Raw genomic sequence first — 16,840 nt, 5'->3', positions numbered from 1 at the left:
AAGCTAATCATTTCTGAAAAACTTTTTAATGATTTATAAATATTTACAGATCCCAACGCTATCGCCTTTGTTGTCTATCTGTCTGCACAGTTCTCTCTGGTGATATTAACGCCCTGTAGAATTACATCAAATTCGGTCCGTCTGTTAAGCTGTTGGTCTTCCTCTGAACAGTTGACGCCATCATAGCAGCGATTCACCAACCGGGTTTTCCCATAATATTCCACTTTGATCCGGTCCGAGCGTATTCCGCGTGCAACCAGATATTGTTTAGCAGATTCACCACGTCTTAAAGACAGGTTTCTATTGTATTCTTCAGATGCCCTGCTGTCACAGTGGCTTGATGTTATAATCGTAATTTCCGGGTATTTTCTCATCAGTTCTGCGAGCTCGTTAAGTGCGCCCCTGGCATCAGGTCTGATTTCTGATCTATCAAGATCATAGTATATGTTTTTTACCGAAAAGACTTTCTTTAGCGAGTCGCAATGGTTTAAGACATACTGTTGGGCACTTTCCGTTCTATTGAGCCTGATGTCGAGATTAATCACTGAATCCTTTTGGATCCCTACTGAGGTGGTAAACTGGATATTGTTGATATAACCTAGTTTTTGAGCTGTGACTTCATAATCTGTCTCCGCAGGGAGCTCTCTTCTAAACCGCCCTTTGTTATCCGTTTTAATAGTATCATTACCATCAAGGTGGTGCATGAGGATACGGCCTCCGGGGAGGGGGATCCGGGTCCTTGCATCTGTAAGGGTTCCCTGTAGAATAATTTTATAGGAAGATCGCCTGAATTCATAAATATTGTCATTTCCCTCCCTGTTTGAACTGAAATATCCTTTTTTACCATCCGGGGTTATAATGAGTGCGAAGTCATCTTTAGATGAGTTTATTGGAGATCCCATGTTGACAGGCGAAGTGGTCGGTTTCATTTCTTTGAGTGGCACCTGAAATAGGTCTAATCCTCCAAGACCGGCAAGTCCGGTTGAAGAGAAGAACAGATTTCCATCGTGGTCAAAACTTGGGAACATTTCATTGCCCTCCGTGTTGATTAGCTTGCCCAGGTTTACCGGACTCGTCCATTCCCCATGCCCGGCTTTTACGCAGTAATATAAATCTGTCCCACCAAAGCCGCCGGGACGGTCAGAAGCAAAAACGAGGATATTGCCATCAGGAGTCAGCGCCGGATGACCAGTAGAATATTCATCGCTATTATATGGAAACGCTTTGATTGAATTGAGATCAGGCCCATACACCGTGTAAAGTTTCAGTTTAATGGTTCCATCGGCACTCCTGGAGGTTTTTCCTTTTAAATAATTGTTTCCCGTAAAAATGATTGATCCATCGGGAAATGCTGCCGCTGCCGCAGTGTGATATCTGTTATTAAATAGTCCACCCAGTTTTTTTACTAGTTTGTTCTGGCCATAAATGAGGTTTAGGGTATCTCTCTCTATGGTGCCGGTATAGGCAGACAAGATGTTGTTATCATTACTGGTTTCTGGCGTATCATCATCATTATATCTGATTTTCTGTTTATCACGACTTTTTGAATTGATCAGGCTATCTGGGTTAATTACCTTTAAATCTGCGAGTTTGTTGACGTAATAGAACTTGCTGAATGGCGTATTGTCCCATTTAAAAATGTGTTTTGAAAAATTTTCTGATTGCCTGTTACTTGAAAACAGAAGACCTTCTTTGTAGAATGCGGGCGAATATTCAGAGGCCTGAGTGTTAATGTTCAAAAAACCTACCTGCCAGTGATTTGGGTTTTTATTGATCTTAGACAGGTTTGTGGATGCGAAAGCCGCTGCTCTTTTATCAACAGGTACCAGGGAGAGATATTTTCTATACCACCTCTCCGATTCTTCATACTGCTGGTTGTTAGCGAGGCTTTCGGCGTAATATAATGCCCATTCGTTCTTCATGGCTGATTGTCCGGTCAGCTTTCGATATGTTTTCAGTGCTCCTGGATAATTTTTGGTCATCCTGAAACTATAGGCCAGCATTTCTATTGCCTCCAGATTGGATGAATCTTTTGCCAGCACTTTCTTTAGTTTACTTATTGCAGAGACGTATTCGAGCGAGTTAAAACTTTTACGCGCCATATTCAGATCGTTCTGGTTAGCTGAACTGTTTTGGGCATGCGTTGCGGAGCACAGGATGAAAGTAAGGCAGAGGTATATTGGTAAGGCTACTTTAATGTCAAGTTTCATAACTTAGAAAAATCTTGGTGATAATATTTTGTTTTTTTCAAACCCGAATTCATACCTGAGCATAATTTCATGACTGCCAGAGTTAAAGTTTTGCAGCTCAGTGGTGCTTCTGTCATAACTATAGCCAATACGTATCTGGGGGCTAACCTGCACTTCCAGCAGCGCGCTGATGTCGGCGCTTGTCCTGTAACCGGCTCCGATGGCCAGTACATCTTTGATCCATAGTGTTGCATTAAGGTCAGCTTCTAAAGGGGCACCTTTTACGCCCTTGATCAAAAATGAAGGTTTCAGCCTGAAGTCTGCAGCAAGTGGAAATACATAACCCGCGGTCAGGAAAAGATGCGGAACCTGTCTGGCCTGAAGGTTGTCTCCACCTGAAGCGTTGTTGAGGCTATTGTTGAGCAGATCCTGCGCAGCAAGACCCAGGTAGAATTTGTCCGAATTGTAATATATTCCGGTTCCAAAGTTAAAAAGCGTTTTACTTGCATCATTCATAAATGCAGGATCATTGCCCGGATTTGAATTTAATAAAACGCTGCTGAGCCTCGCACTATAATGGCTAACAGAGCCTTGCAGGCCAAAGCTCAGACTTCCTTTTTCCATTCTTATCCGGTAGGCAGCGCTTGCAGAACCGCCCGTGGTTTGAGTAATACCCAGTTTATCGCTAAAAACCTGCAGGCCCACGCCAAATCTTTTATTTAATACAGGAGCATCAATACTAAAGGTACCGGTTCTGGGTGCTCCCTCTATTCCTGTCCACTGATTACGGTAAAGTGCAGTTGCCGACACCAGGTTCCTGCTTCCGGCGTATGCAGGGTTTATGGCGAGGGTATTGAACATATACTGTGTATACATAGCATCCTGCTGCCCCCAACTTTTAATAAAAAGCAGGCACAATATTAAAATTATAATATATCTTTTCATCTTATCTGTTAATTGTAATGTAGCCCACACGTCTATCCGTTCCATCAATGGTCAAAACATAGTAATAGGTTCCTGCAGGAACTTCTTCTCCGACATGGATACCTTCGGTTGATTTTCCGTTCCAGTCGTTCTGATAACTTTTCGACCGGTAGATCAGATTTCCCCAGCGGTTAAAAATGTCCAGGTTAATGTTTTTCCCGTTGGTATTGCCTACAACAAAATAATCATTGATGCCGTCATTGTTTGGCGAAAACCCTCCCGGGATGAAAAGATCTTCCCTGATCAGGTTAATTACGGTTGGCTGCGATGGACTGACATCTCCTGCGGTAATGGGATCTGGTTTAGTCCCATCCGTTGAAACATCTGTAGTCTTGCTGTTATCACTTACTGAAAATCCTTCAGCAGTAGCCAGGTTACTGAAACTGCCGTCATACTTGTCCAGAGATACCCTGATTTCGATATCAATCGTGCCCGAAGCAGATTTAGCAAGGGTATTGCTCCCTGTTAGCATATTTTTATTAGATGAGCCGTTGAAACTACTATTTGCGGTGAGTCCGCCGGTTGCGCTGATCTTTTGTACTTCAAAGGTGTTTCCCCTGAAAGTTGCAAACAGATCATCAGTCACAGTAAGATCCCTTATGGCTATCTGGCCAAAATTGGTCAGCACAAATGAATAGCTTAGGGTATAGCTTCCATCCTGATTTCGGACAGGTGCTGATTTTAACCGTTTAGCCAGTCCGATTTTGCCTGGGATAAGCACCACAATAGTAACCTTACCCGGAGTAGATGGGTTCCCGTCTTTATCCACAATGATATAAGTGAACTCATCAGGGCCCGAATAGCCCGGATTAGGCGTGTAAATCGGTTGACCAGTGATGGGATCAAAAGTTATGCTGCCATGCTTCGGAGGGTCAGTTATGGTAATCTTTCCACCTGATGGGATGGGAACATCAATTACTTTCGGGCCGTTTACCGGTGTTTCCACGCTGATATCAGGTGCATTTATTACGATCGCCGGGCGTACTGTTACTGTTACGGTTATCGGGTCTGAATCAATGCCGTCAGCAGTCCTTAAGACATAACTAAAAACATCCTGACCGCTAAAGCCTGTACCAGGTAAATAAAGCGGTAGTCCGGTAGTAGGGTTTAAGCTTATATTGCCGTGCGCAGGGGGCGTTACCCATACCACAGTAGTACCGTTTTTGCTAATGTCATTATCTTTCACCGGGATTTCAACGGACTGGTTAAAAGGAGTGGTATAGGCATCGGGAGAGCCTAATGGTTTTACAGAGACGGTTACGCTGATGGGGTCCGAGGAAAGTCCGTCCGCGGTCTTCAGGGTGTAGGTAAAAGTATCTTTTCCCGAAAAACCTGGATTTGGAGTATAAACCGGGGTTCCTGATGCGTCAAAACCTACATTGCCATTCGATGGGGGAAGCTGTAGGGAAATTGTGGTACCGGTTTTAGCAGGATCATTTTCCTTTACTGGGATCGTAACCAGATTTCCCGCTACCGTAGCGGCCACATCAGGATTGCCGGAAGGCTTCACATTAATGGTTACGGTAATTGGATCAGATTGTAACCCCTCTTTATTCTGTATGCTGTAGGTAAAACTGTCTTTTCCACTAAAGCCGGCATTAGGCGAGTAAGTAAAAGTTCCATCAGTATTGAGCACTACTGTACCCTTTAGCGGATCTGTTTTTTTGATAACAATTGATCCCGCTTTGCCAGGATCATTATCCATTACGTGTATGGTTACAGGCAGATCAGTCGTCGTATTGGCCATATCGGCCACGCCAACAGGCTTGATATTTACAGCGATGTTTACGATTGCTGTATTGGATTCGGCACCATAATTATCTTTTACCGTATATACAAATGAATCATAGCCACTATAATTAGCCGCAGGTCTATAATTCACGATGCCACTAACCGGATCAACAACAAGAGTTCCGTGCATGGGTTGGCTTTTGATGATGATGGTTGAGGGATTTATTGTGTAGTTGCCATCGGCGTCGGTATCATTGCCAAGTACGCTGATTGGGATATTGGTATCCCTGCTTGTGGTGATGGTGTCATTAATGGCTACGGGGATATGGTTAACAATAAGCTGAACTTCGTCTGAGCGCTGACATCCTCCCGGAGAAGTTAACGTCCATTTGAATATGTAAATGCCGCCGGTTAAGTTATTTATAGTGGTGTTCGGCTGCTGCGCATTTAGTAGCGATGTTCCGGTTGGTCCTGATGACTGTGTCCATAGTCCACTGTTGGTCCCGGCACTATTGCCCTGCAGTACATAAGTTGTGGTAGGAGTAGAAATATTGATCAGCTGGTCAGTGCCCGCATCTGGTTGATTTGGTGCAGTAACGTAGGTTAATGAAATGGTGGCCGGATTGGATGTTCTTCCGTATGAATCTTTTACCGTATAGGCTGCGGATACCGTACCAGAGAGATTCTGTTCAGGTATGAATTGAACACTCCCCTGAGAATTTACCGAAAAAGTTCCTTTGCCTGAAACGGTATAGGTCGTCTGTATCCCATTCTGGTTAGGATCGAGATCAATGGTCGATTTATTCAATACTGCACCTGTGTTTGTTGTCGTATCATTAGCGGTCACATCTACCAAAGCCTGGTTTCCCTGACAGAGCGTTAAGGCATCATTTTTGGCCAGGGGATTTGTTAAGCCGAACTGATCATGCGCGTCAATGTGCACCTGTCTGATTTCGTGGAAATTTGTCTGGTCACCTGTTGAGGATGCAAACCCGTAACGGAGATTATCCGGTGCTGCCTCAGCATAATAATAGTTCTCAATCACCGTCGTGGTAATCGGCTTGGCTCCCCCACGTGTAACTTTCACCGTGATATTATAGCCTCCGGCCGGTTGTGGGGCCAGATCCATGTAAACTCTCCGATATCCGGCATTAGTTGAATCGGGCTGACGTTGCCCTCCATCACCTACCAGCGTGAAACCGAATTTTTCTACTTCAGCAGTAGTAAGGTAGCTATAGTTACCAGAGGTCAGTGCCGCACCATTTCCCTTGCCCCTAAGCGTTACGGAGCCAGGTTTGAATCCTACCCCACCCTGCCTTCCTTCAGTTGGATTGGAAAAATTACCGTATTCGTCCAGGCCGATGGCCAGGTAACCATTGCTCACCCCGGGAGAAACAGGGGTAGTTGTGGTGATCTGCGCATATCCAAGCGAACCGCCAAAGCCACCAATGACGAATGGATTTGCATTTGCATCGAAAAGAAAGAGACTGATACCGTCGGCACCTGTACCACCGTAGATATAATATTCAAAGGTAACCGTAAGCCCGTTGGCCGAAGGGAAATTGGTCGTATTGATGACATAACCTTTCTGGTTTTGAACATTGCTGGTTAACCTCAGGTATCCGTTTCCATTAGCATCCAGAGGAGTCCCTGTATGACTGGAGGTCGCTACATTGTAACCGCTGCCACCGGCGGTTAGAAAAGCTGATGGTGAACCTCCAAAGATTATACCCTGCGAGGTAGCGTTACGGAAACTTTCCACATAAGGGAACTGGGCAAAAGCGTTTTTAAAGATACACAGAGACAATACGAATATTATCGGAAAGCGTAACATTTTTATCATAAACTTGGATTAATAGTTTGTTGGTCTTTAACTTGCAAAGTTAAAAGCAAATTTTCACACTATTGCATATTTCGCTGAAATTATTGATATTTCTCAAACCAATAAAGAGTGCAATCCTTTGATTTCCGGCAAGGTAGAATCCAGGTCTGCCATAAAGCAGACTGATACGTTAACTTGTTCCAGACCATAATTCCGTTTTTGGATCATAGCGTTTGATCACCTTTGCAGGATTACCCGCCGCAACGCAAAAATCAGGAACATCTTTGGTAACCACGGCACCCGCCGCAATCACGGTATGCACCCCTATAGTAACTCCAGCTGTTATCACAACATTTGCCGCGATCCAGCTGCCTTCGCCTATTTTGACGGGAGATGTAATAACAGGTTGTTTGGAGATGGGAAGATTAATGTCCTGGTAGGAGTGATTAAGGCCGCTGATGACAACATTTTGGGCCATAATCACATCATCCCCAATAGTTACCGGTCCTATAAGTACATTACTCATGCCAACGAGCGTTCTGTTTCCGATATAAACGGCCCCAACCCCATTATTAATGGTACAAAAATCCTCTATTATGGAGTTATCGCCCATTTCGAAATGGTTAAATGGCAAAACATCCAGCCGTGTTCTTGACCTGATGCGGCTGTTTTTACCTTTTTTATGAAAGAAAGGGTTTAAAAAAAGACTTACCCAGGTTCTTGGGCGGGCCTCTCCGGTCGGGATCATCATCCAGTGCACTAGTTTTTTTAGTCTATCATTCCCCTTTACTACTTTTAAGAGTGATTTCATTACAAATCTTAATTATGGTTATCTTTACAATATTAGCATAATTTAAATCATAACCATATATTTGACCTTTACTGCACTCGTTTTATGATTAGAAACCAACTCAAGCCGTTAATGGTGTTTTTTATCTTCACCCTGCTTAAGTTAAACAGCGTTCTCGCTCAGGAAAGTATTTTAAGCGAAGTTTCTTACCTGTATATGGAGAAACTTGTGGCTACGGCAAAAGCCAACTATCCGAGGGTGGGTTCTCTTGGTAACCAGATCAATGTGGCCAAAAGTGACCTTTCCGGAGCGCGACTTTCATGGTTGGAGCCGCTGTCGTTTCAGTATGTGGCACGTTCAAACCAGGCCACAAGCAATACCGTGGTAGATCTGCAGACCGCTGATCTGCTTACCGGGTATCAGTTTGGTATTGCCATAAACCCCGGTTCTCTGCTCACCAAGCCAAGTCAGATCAAAAAAGCAAAAGAACAGCTAAAAATTGCCCAGTCTAATCAGGCAGAATATTATCTTCAGTTAGAGGCCCAGGTAAAATCCAGATATGTTACGCTTCTCCAGTTTCAGAAATCGCTGGCACCTATTAACGATATGTATATTACCGCGCAGAGTAATTTTGAGAACATGAAAATCAAATATCAAAAGGCCGAGATAACCTTTGCAGAGTACAACAGCGCATCAAATTCATTAAGTAATGCCCTGCAGGCTAAGCTCCAGATGGAAGCCAGCTACCTCAATGCAAAAATATCACTGGAGGAATTAACGGTCAAAAAGTTGGAAGAAATAAAATAATGGCTGAAGGATATAAATTTTTGAAATTTGTCAAACGCTACCGTCTGGCACTGATATTGGTTCCCTTGATTACCATTATCATCACTGCATTTTTGGTACGGAACCTAAAGAGTTCGTACATATCCCAGGCGCAGATTTCAACAGGGATTGTTGATGAAACACAGCAGCAGTCTGTAATCATTGAGGCGGTTCAGGGAGAGCAGGTGCGTCAGCAGTTCAGCAATCTTATCGAAATGATCCGTATGAAAAGGGTACTCAATCAGGTTTCATATTTATTGATTATACACGATCTAACCGCTAAAAAGCCTTTTAAGCCCAAAAGTGACCTGGTTGAAACGCTGAATAAAGACGCCGTTGCCCATGCCATTGAGGTGTATCGTCAAAAATACGAAAACAGCGAGGAACTTGATCTTACCATTCCTGACCAGGAGGGGCTCTCCAGAGTGCTCAAATCCATGAATTACGATGCTGACGGGCTTAAAAACAAAATATCGGTCTTCCGTTCCGGAGAAAGCGATTTCATTACTGTACAGTCTGAAGCGGAAAGCCCGGAGCTGGCCGCCTACATTGTGAACACCCTGTCCGCAGAATTTATTAAAGGTTACATTTCGCTTATCAAAGCTTCGCAGAATAAGGCGAATAATTTTTTGAGGGATATGCTCACCGAAAAAACGGATACCCTCGCTACCAGGATGGCCAGACTGAAGAATTATAAGATCAGAAACAAGGTCTTAAATCTTACCGAACAATCCAAGCAGTTATATGCCCTGATCTTAGACTACGATACCAAAAAACAGGAAGCTGTTGAGAAGACTGCTTCTTATGCGGGTGCGCTTAATGAAATCGATGCAAAGTTTAATCCTAAAGAGCGGAGTTATATTGAGTCCAGGCTCTCTAAGGTAAACCAGGGCCTGGTTGAAACAAAGGCAGAACTAAGCAGCCTTTACGACCTCTACCTTAAAAATGACCTGGACGAAAGGTATAAAAACAGTTATGACTCACTGAGAAATCAGTTGAGTGAACAGATCAACAAATCTTCTGATCAATACATTAACAATCCCCTGAATGCTAAACAAGAGCTGGTCAATCAAAAGATCAATCTGGAAATACAGATGGATTTATCCCGTTATGGAATCAACTCTCTTGAAAATAAAATTAATGCACTGACCAGGGATTTTAGTAATTTGGTTCCACAGGAAGCAGAGGTACAGACCCTGGAGATGAGTGTTGATATTGCCAGTAAAGAGTATCTGGATATCCTGAACAAATATAATCAGAGTAACCTGGAATCCGGGGTTGAATCTAAAATGAATATTGTCCAGATGGGTGTTGGCGGGCTTGTACAGCCATCGAAGAAATTTTCGCTGGTTGTGCTCAGTGGCGTTGTGAGTCTTGTTTTCTGTATTGTGGCCCTATTTGTAGTTTTCATCGCCGACAGCCGGATTTTTGATGCAAAAACATTAGGCGCCCAAACCTCGGTGCCTGTACTTGGAACAATTCCAAAGCTCCCGGCCCCGGTTGAATCGCTGAACAGCTCCTGGGAGGATCCGGCCCATCGTGATTTTTGGGCCAGTATACGTTCGATCAGGTATGAGCTGGAGTCGGCTATGCAGGACAAGGTCATTGTAATTTCCAGCCTTGGTCCGTCAGAGGGGAAAAGCTTTTTTGCCCGGTGCCTTGCCAGGTCATGGGAAAAAACAAACAGAAAGGTATTGTTAATAGACGGAAATTTTACGCACCCATCCCTGAGTCCGGATCAGGGTAGCAGACACTATGTAGAAGACTTTCTGCAGGAAAAAGAACAATTTGCACAACAGATGCAGAAAGAAACGATCTCCGTGCTAACCAACCGGGGGAATGAACGGTCTCTTCCTGAACTTGCAAGCGCACAGCAGATCAGCGACCAGCTGGAACGGGCAAAAACAATTTATGACCTGATCATTATTGATGTTGCCGCCATTAATGGCAGTAGCCTGGTGAGGGAATGGCTTTCTTTTACAAATGATGCCATTGCGGTGTTTAAATCGGGAGAATCGATCAGTGAAGACGAAAAGGCCTACCTTGCCATGCTTAAAGAAAGCGGCGTTTTTAGGGGGTGGATACTTAACATGGCCGAAATGGGTTCGGGTGAGCTGGAGTTTTTTAAGACTAAAGGATAATGGAGTGGTTTGCAATAGGACATGGGGTATTATACATTCTGGGAGTCGTCATCTGCTTCTATCTTGTTTTCCCAATGGTTCTGTTTTTATGCTGGAAGTTTTCAGTTAACCCGGCAAAACCTATCCATCCGGGATCCAATCACAGGGATTACGGAATTATCTTAACGGCCTATGAGCAGGTAGATTTTGTGGCCGATGCTGTTAAATCCCTCCTGGATATGGATTATGACAACTTTCATGTCTATGTGGTTGCAGATAACTGTAAGCCATCGGAGGCACTTATGTTCACTGATGACCGTGTTAAAGTTTTGTTTCCCGAACGTATTTTAGCCAGCAATACCGCATCACACTTTTATGCCATTGAGCATTTTACGCGTCAACATCAGACCATATTAATTATGGATAGCGATAACCTCGCTCATCCGCAACTGATCAATGAATTAAACAGGTATTTTGATCTGGGGTTCCGTGCAGTACAGGGCCTGAGGTCGGCAAAAAACCTGGAGACCACAATTGCATGCCTGGATGCGGCACGGGATATTTATTACCATTTTTATGACGGGAGGGTAATCTTTGACCTCGGTTCATCTGCAACACTTGCCGGCTCAGGTATGGCATTTGATTCAGCGCTCTACGTAAGCATGTTAAAAGATATTGATATCAGGGGCGCCGGATTTGATAAAGTACTCCAGGCACGGTTGATTGCGGGTGGCGAAAGGATTGCCTTTGCTCAGTTTGCAATTGTTTACGATCAGAAAACTTCTGCCCCAAAACAATTGATCAGCCAGCGATCGCGTTGGATCACGACCTGGTTTAAGTACTTTAAGTTTGGGTTTGCAATTCTCTATAAAGGTCTGGCACGTACTAATCTCAATCAGCTTATCTTTGGCACTGTTCTGTTGAGGCCTCCACTGTTTATATTCCTATCCCTGGCAGTTTTATTAATGGTCATCAGCCTATTTACCAGTCAGCTATTGGCCGTGGTGATTTTCTTTTCCCTGATCATCTATGTAATCAGCTTTCTCATTCCGGTTTTAAGCAAAACAACGGATAAAAAAATTCGTAAGGCACTGATTTATATTCCTAAATTTATATTTTACCAGTTTGTATCCTTAGCCAGGTCCATCGTCTCTGATAAGTCAAACGTGGCAACCAGGCATAGCCTCAAAAAGAACAGCAGATGATTTGGCCCAACCTATCGTATGAGATGAAAAGAAAGCTGGTGATCCTTACTGCTGTGCTTTCATTTGCCGTCGGTTCTGCTTTGCTCACCGTTAAGCTTGAATATTTTGCCATTTTCTTTGCGTTGCTATTTGCAGGGGGCATTGTATTCACGATTGCATTATTTTCCAATCCGAAAGTAGGTTTCCTCACTTATCTGGTGTATTGTTTCTTTATTGCGGGCTTGTTGAAAAACACGGGGTTACCCTTTGGTCCCTTAATGGAAGTTTTACTTGGAGTTACCTGGCTTTCGCTGCTTTATAACTATAAACAGATCAAATGGAAGGAAATCAGCAATGATCATGTTATCATCGCGCTGATCTGGTTTTCACTTAACATCATAGAACTGGTCAATCCCGAGGGTGCCAGTTTATTAGGCTGGTTAAATGAGGTGCGTTTTACAGCGTTTAACTGGTTGCTGATTGCTCCCCTCGGGTTTCTGCTCTTTAAGAGCAAGCGCGACCTTGATGTTTTTTTTATAGTCATCATTTCCCTTTCTGTTCTGGGTACCCTTTATGGCGTAAAACAATACTTTTTGGGCGTTTCTGCCGGTGAGCAGCGCTGGCTTGATGAAGGGGGGGCAACCACACATATTATTGATGGCAGGCTCCGGGTATTTTCGTTTTATACCGATGCAGGCCAGTTTGGGGCCTCGCAGGCGGCAATGGCTGCGATAGCCTTCGTTATGGCCTTGGGGCCTTTTAAAAGATGGAAAAAGGTTTCATTGGGAATTTCCGGGATGATACTCTTTTATGGGATGCTGATCTCCGGTACCAGGGGAGCATTTTTTGCACTGGTGGTGGCGAGTATCTTTGCTGTTTCTTTGAGCAAAAACTTTAAGGTGCTGTTTGCAGGACTCCTGCTGGTCCTGGCTATGTTTGGATTCCTTAAATATACGACTATTGGAAGTGGGAATTACCAGATTGTAAGGTTACGCACGGCGGTAGACCCCCAAAACGACTCTTTCAATGCCAGGCTGATCAATCAGGCCAAATTGAAGGAGCTGATGAAGAATAAACCCTTCGGTGCGGGGGTGGGAAGTATAGGATTGAACGGGATCAAGTTTAATTCAGAGAAATATTTGTCCAACATTCCACCCGACAGTTATTGGGTCAAGATCTGGGTAATGTATGGCCCCGTAGGACTGGTGATATGGTTTTCCCTGATCATGTTTATGATTGGAAAGTGTTGTGGGACCGTATGGAATATCCAGGATAAAGGACTCAAGGTGAAGTGCATTGCACTGACATCGGGCACAGCGGGCCTGTTTTTTTGCAGTTATGCCAATGAGGTAATGAACGGCTTCCCGTCAGTTGTCATCCTTTATATGTCATGGTCATTTGTACTGATGGCCAATAGTCTGGATGGGAAAAAAATTGAACCTCAAAAACATCATTAATTTTCGATATGCCACTTGAAATCCTGGTCATCCCCGCCGTTGTTTTTTTTGTGTTTGGTTTTATCAAAGGATATAAGAAAAGTAAGAATAATGTATAAATTTCTACAATCGATACCCGATAAACTGGCCAGGGTCACCTCTGGAAGGAAACTCATCGGCGAAATTGACGGATTGCGATTTTTTGCGATCCTTCCGGTGCTCATACAGCATTTAAATGAGCGGTTTGAGCGAAATACCGCTGTCGATTTTATCAATCCCAGGGGGGATACATTTGCCAATTTTTTGGCTTACAGAGGTTTCCTTGGCGTTTACATTTTCTTTGTGATCAGTGGGTTTATTCTGGCACTCCCATTTGCCTCCTACCACCTGTCCGGTGGAAAAAAGATCAGAATCGGAGAGTATTTCTGGAGAAGGGTAACCCGGCTTGAACCTCCCTATATTTTCTGGATCAGTATTTTCTTCCTGGTTTATGTCTTTCAGCGCCATGTATCTTTTTTTGAATATCTTCCGCATTATTTTGCCAACATTACTTATACACATGCTATCTTTTATGGTGTTTGGTCTCCGTTCAATCCCCCGACCTGGACCCTTGAAATTGAAATCCAGTTCTATATCCTTGCTCCCTTTCTTTCCTATTTTTTCTTCACAATACGCAAAAAGGGGCTCAGACGTGGTCTGAATATTGCCTTTATCCTGGTATTGATGTTACTGCAACAATATTTTAAGTGGTATCTGCCACCATTCAGTCTTTCGATCCTGGGCCATCTTCATTACTTTCTGATTGGTTTTATGGTGGCAGATCTTTATGTGTGTGACTGGGCTTCAATCAGGAAAAGCAAGATTTATGATATAGTGGCTATACTGGCTCTTGTTGGGCTTATCGGTCTGTGGAGCTGGGGTTTCGAGTTCATCAACAGATTGGCTGTAGTTATCTGTCTTTTCGTTTTTTTTATTGCCGCATTTAAAGGGAATCTGATTAACCGTTTGATTACCAATAGATGGATTATGGCCATAGGAGGAATGTGTTATACCATATACCTCATTCATCTCCCTTTTGCGGAATTCTTTATCAGGTTTAGCAAATACCTGACCTTCACACGTTATTATACCATCAATCTTCTCTTGCAGCTGGCCCTGTTTATTCCTGTTGTATTGGCATTAAGCGCTGTATTTTTTCTGTGTTTTGAAAAGCCTTTTATGGATAAAAACTGGCCTTCGAAGGTCGCTCAGAAGATATCTGCTATGTGGAAAAGGCGATAATTTTTGTGAAGTAATAACTTTAATATGGAACTAAAGGATAAGGTAATTGTGATATTGGGTGCGACCAGGTTTGACTGGAAATTTGAATCCACCAGTTATCATACAGCAAAGTTTCTGGCGCAAGATAACGAGGTGTACTATGTGGATTTTCCCTATACCCTCAAGGATTACTTCCAAAAAAATCAGCAGTCAGAGATTTCCTTAAGGATTCCCCATTTCAAAAAGGGGGCCAGTGGAATTCTTGATACGGAATCTCCCCGTTTAAAGATTTTGATTCTGCCTTTGCTGCTCTCTATTAATTTTTTGCCCGAAGGGCGCATTTACCGCTGGTTATTGCTGTGGAACGAACGCAGGATTTCTGCCAGGATCAACCGTATCATGGCAGAAAGAGGTATTGATGAATTTATCTTTATCAATTCATTTAATTTCCACTATCCTGGTGTTTCCACAATGCTATCCAGGGCGGTACTGAAGATTTACCACTGTGTTGACCCTATCATTACGGACTACGACGAGAGACATGGATTTCTTTCCGAAGATCTGCTCATTAACAATAGCGATCTTGTGATTTGCACAAGTAAAGCACTTTACCGGGATAAAATCAAAAAGAAAAAGCAAACCTTTTTTATTCCCAATGCAGCTGACCTGACGGTTTCTTCACGTGCCCAGGATCCTGATCTGCTGATCCACCCATCCGTATCTGATATCCCGGGCCCGGTTATCGGCTATTTAGGGGCAATAGAACGCCGTATTGATTTTGAAATGCTAATGCAGGTGGCGACGATGAATCCCGATAAAAGCTTTGTGCTGGTCGGACCAACTGCCAGGGAATTCGTTCCCTCGAGATTCGAAGAACTTAAGAATGTTTATTTTCGCGAAAGTGTGCGCTATGACGAGATGCCGGCAGTTGTGAAAGGGTTCGATATTGCAATGGTTCCCTTTAAAAAGGATGAAGTAAGCGCAACAATCTTTCCACTTAAACTGTTTGAGTATCTGGGAACCGGCAAGCCTGTGATTTCGACAGATTTTAATATGGATCTGTTGGAGTTTACCTTTGATTCCGTCCGCTATTGCCGCAATGCAGATGAATTTTCGGCAGCGATTTCTTTTTATCTGACAAATGACAGCCAGGAGGCTAAAGCGTACAGGTTATCAATTGCTGCTGATAATACCTGGTCAAGGCGTATGTCCGAACTGAGTAGTCTGATTGCTGGATTTTATCGCGAAAAAACAGGTCACAATTAACCTGTTTGTCTTCAGGTCAGCATTTCCCTGTACAGATTGATATGTTTACTTATGGGATCGTTGAGTTTGTACCATTCAAGGAGGCTTTCCCTGCAGCTGCCGAAAGTTACCGCTTTTTCTTTTTTTGACATTATTGCTGCCCTGATCAATTTACGCAGTTCAACTGCATCACCAGGATTAAATAAATATCCGCTTACTCCAGGCTCAAGATAATCGATCATTCCGCCCGTTGCAGATGCAATAAGGGGTGTGCCGCAAAGTATAGCCTCGGTGCCGGTAAGTCCAAATGTTTCCTCCAGTGAGGGGTTGATGAAAAAGTCCATTGCACTGTAGAGCAAGGAGTGGAATCTTTTATCATGCACAGGTTCGAAACGGATTATATCAATGGCAGGCCCGGCATCATCCTTAACTTTTGCTTTGATGGCCCCGAAAGTTAAAATGGTGATCAGTTTTTTCTCATCAGGTGCTAATCCTTCTATCGCCTCAAGCAAAAGCCAATAACCTTTTCTGTAGTTTCCGAGATCGTCAGCGCCCGTTCCCAATATCAGTGAACCTCCGGGGATATTAAGCGCTTCCTTTGAAACAGCCTTGTCAATTCGCCTGAAGCCGGCAATGTCGAGAACACAGGGGATCAGGTTGCATGGTACACCAGGAAGATATTGTTCGATTTTTTGCATGGTGAGCTTACTGCTCGCAATAAATCGGATGCCTGACGAGCGAATGCTCTCCTGTTTTTTTCTGCGGAGCAGGTCTTCCGCATCCCTGAAGTCGGGATTGCGAAGTACGTCCTGTTCGTAGTGGAATCCGCCGAGTATGGGGTTTAGATCATGAGCGGTCCATACCATTGGTTTTTTTATCGCTTTAAAAAAGGTCGGGATATCCACGAAATCGGATATCCAGTGGAGGTGGATAAGGTCTGCACGTTTTACCCTGGCATCATGCTCCAACCGATAATGGGAAAAAGGGAAGCTAAAGAGTTCATATTTACCTTTCCGTCCCCCCTTAATTCTTGTATTTCTGTCTATGCCAACTTTATGGAACACACGGTCAATGAATGGTCTTTTTTGATCAGTTCTGTAGACACCTGGTGAGAGATTCTCGTCCAGGGCATACATACAAAGGACCTCTGACCCGATGCCTTGTTCCAAAAGCGCCTGATGGAGACGCATGACTGCGATTCCTGCCCCGCCGGTAATATAAGCCGTTATATGAAGTATCTTCATCCGTTTCTGT

General features: G+C 43.7%; 11 protein-coding genes. 6 read left to right on the top strand and 5 right to left on the bottom strand.

Features of this window, described 5'->3' with window-relative positions:
* Positions 1-74: 74 nt before the first annotated feature.
* The 4 genes from FFJ24_RS19970 to FFJ24_RS26695 all read right to left on the bottom strand — a co-directional run bounded on the left by FFJ24_RS19970 (position 75) and on the right by FFJ24_RS26695 (position 7,537).
* Positions 75-2,210, bottom strand: a complete 2,136-nt coding sequence (locus FFJ24_RS19970) for an OmpA family protein (RefSeq protein ID WP_138818918.1) — start codon at positions 2,208-2,210, stop codon at positions 75-77.
* Between the two features lie 3 nt (positions 2,211-2,213).
* Positions 2,214-3,134 (bottom strand): type IX secretion system membrane protein PorP/SprF, encoded by a 921-nt coding sequence (locus FFJ24_RS19965; RefSeq protein ID WP_138818917.1) that lies wholly within the window; start codon positions 3,132-3,134, stop codon positions 2,214-2,216.
* 1 nt (position 3,135) lies between these two features.
* Positions 3,136-6,747, bottom strand: a complete 3,612-nt coding sequence (locus FFJ24_RS19960; protein ID WP_138818916.1) for an Ig-like domain-containing protein — start codon at positions 6,745-6,747, stop codon at positions 3,136-3,138.
* A 169-nt stretch (positions 6,748-6,916) separates the two neighbouring features.
* On the bottom strand, positions 6,917-7,537 hold the full coding sequence (locus FFJ24_RS26695; protein WP_138818915.1) for a DapH/DapD/GlmU-related protein: 621 nt from the start codon (positions 7,535-7,537) through the stop codon (positions 6,917-6,919).
* 84 nt (positions 7,538-7,621) lie between these two features.
* On the opposite strand from FFJ24_RS26695, the gene FFJ24_RS19950 reads away from it, so the two are divergent.
* The 6 genes from FFJ24_RS19950 (at position 7,622) to FFJ24_RS19925 (ending at position 15,607) form a co-directional block, all read left to right on the top strand.
* Positions 7,622-8,323 (top strand): TolC family protein, encoded by a 702-nt coding sequence (locus tag FFJ24_RS19950; RefSeq protein WP_138818914.1) that lies wholly within the window; start codon positions 7,622-7,624, stop codon positions 8,321-8,323.
* Positions 8,323-10,482 (top strand): lipopolysaccharide biosynthesis protein, encoded by a 2,160-nt coding sequence (locus FFJ24_RS19945; protein WP_138818913.1) that lies wholly within the window; start codon positions 8,323-8,325, stop codon positions 10,480-10,482. The genes FFJ24_RS19950 and FFJ24_RS19945 overlap by 1 nt, the downstream gene beginning before the upstream one ends.
* Positions 10,482-11,666, top strand: a complete 1,185-nt coding sequence (locus FFJ24_RS19940) for a glycosyltransferase (protein ID WP_138818912.1) — start codon at positions 10,482-10,484, stop codon at positions 11,664-11,666. Before FFJ24_RS19945 ends, FFJ24_RS19940 begins: the two co-directional genes overlap by 1 nt.
* A 23-nt stretch (positions 11,667-11,689) precedes the next feature.
* Positions 11,690-13,102, top strand: coding sequence for an O-antigen ligase family protein (locus tag FFJ24_RS19935; protein ID WP_168202512.1), 1,413 nt, complete (start codon positions 11,690-11,692; stop codon positions 13,100-13,102).
* 90 nt (positions 13,103-13,192) lie between these two features.
* Positions 13,193-14,362: an acyltransferase gene (locus tag FFJ24_RS19930; protein WP_138818910.1), complete on the top strand. Its 1,170-nt coding sequence runs from the start codon at positions 13,193-13,195 to the stop codon at positions 14,360-14,362.
* Positions 14,363-14,386: 24 nt separating this feature from the next.
* Complete coding sequence (locus tag FFJ24_RS19925; protein ID WP_138818909.1) at positions 14,387-15,607, top strand: glycosyltransferase; 1,221 nt, start codon at positions 14,387-14,389, stop codon at positions 15,605-15,607.
* A gap of 11 nt (positions 15,608-15,618) precedes the next feature.
* Here FFJ24_RS19925 and FFJ24_RS19920 read toward each other — a convergent pair whose 3' ends face one another.
* Positions 15,619-16,830 (bottom strand): glycosyltransferase, encoded by a 1,212-nt coding sequence (locus FFJ24_RS19920; RefSeq protein WP_138818908.1) that lies wholly within the window; start codon positions 16,828-16,830, stop codon positions 15,619-15,621.
* Between the last annotated feature and the right edge of the window lie 10 nt (positions 16,831-16,840).

The organism is Pedobacter sp. KBS0701 (genome assembly GCF_005938645.2).
In the GTDB taxonomy this organism is placed as follows: Bacteria; Bacteroidota; Bacteroidia; order Sphingobacteriales; family Sphingobacteriaceae; genus Pedobacter.
This window is presented reverse-complemented; position numbering and strand designations above follow the sequence as displayed.

Coding starts and splice junctions, on each gene's coding strand:
- FFJ24_RS19965 (WP_138818917.1), bottom strand. CDS start 3,134: ATGAAAAGATATATTATAATTTTAATATTGTGCCTGCTTTTTATTAAA.
- FFJ24_RS19935 (WP_168202512.1), top strand. CDS start 11,690: ATGAAAAGAAAGCTGGTGATCCTTACTGCTGTGCTTTCATTTGCCGTC.
- FFJ24_RS19930 (WP_138818910.1), top strand. CDS start 13,193: ATGTATAAATTTCTACAATCGATACCCGATAAACTGGCCAGGGTCACC.
- FFJ24_RS26695 (WP_138818915.1), bottom strand. CDS start 7,537: ATGAAATCACTCTTAAAAGTAGTAAAGGGGAATGATAGACTAAAAAAA.
- FFJ24_RS19960 (WP_138818916.1), bottom strand. CDS start 6,747: ATGATAAAAATGTTACGCTTTCCGATAATATTCGTATTGTCTCTGTGT.
- FFJ24_RS19970 (WP_138818918.1), bottom strand. CDS start 2,210: ATGAAACTTGACATTAAAGTAGCCTTACCAATATACCTCTGCCTTACT.
- FFJ24_RS19940 (WP_138818912.1), top strand. CDS start 10,482: ATGGAGTGGTTTGCAATAGGACATGGGGTATTATACATTCTGGGAGTC.
- FFJ24_RS19950 (WP_138818914.1), top strand. CDS start 7,622: ATGATTAGAAACCAACTCAAGCCGTTAATGGTGTTTTTTATCTTCACC.
- FFJ24_RS19925 (WP_138818909.1), top strand. CDS start 14,387: ATGGAACTAAAGGATAAGGTAATTGTGATATTGGGTGCGACCAGGTTT.
- FFJ24_RS19945 (WP_138818913.1), top strand. CDS start 8,323: ATGGCTGAAGGATATAAATTTTTGAAATTTGTCAAACGCTACCGTCTG.
- FFJ24_RS19920 (WP_138818908.1), bottom strand. CDS start 16,830: ATGAAGATACTTCATATAACGGCTTATATTACCGGCGGGGCAGGAATC.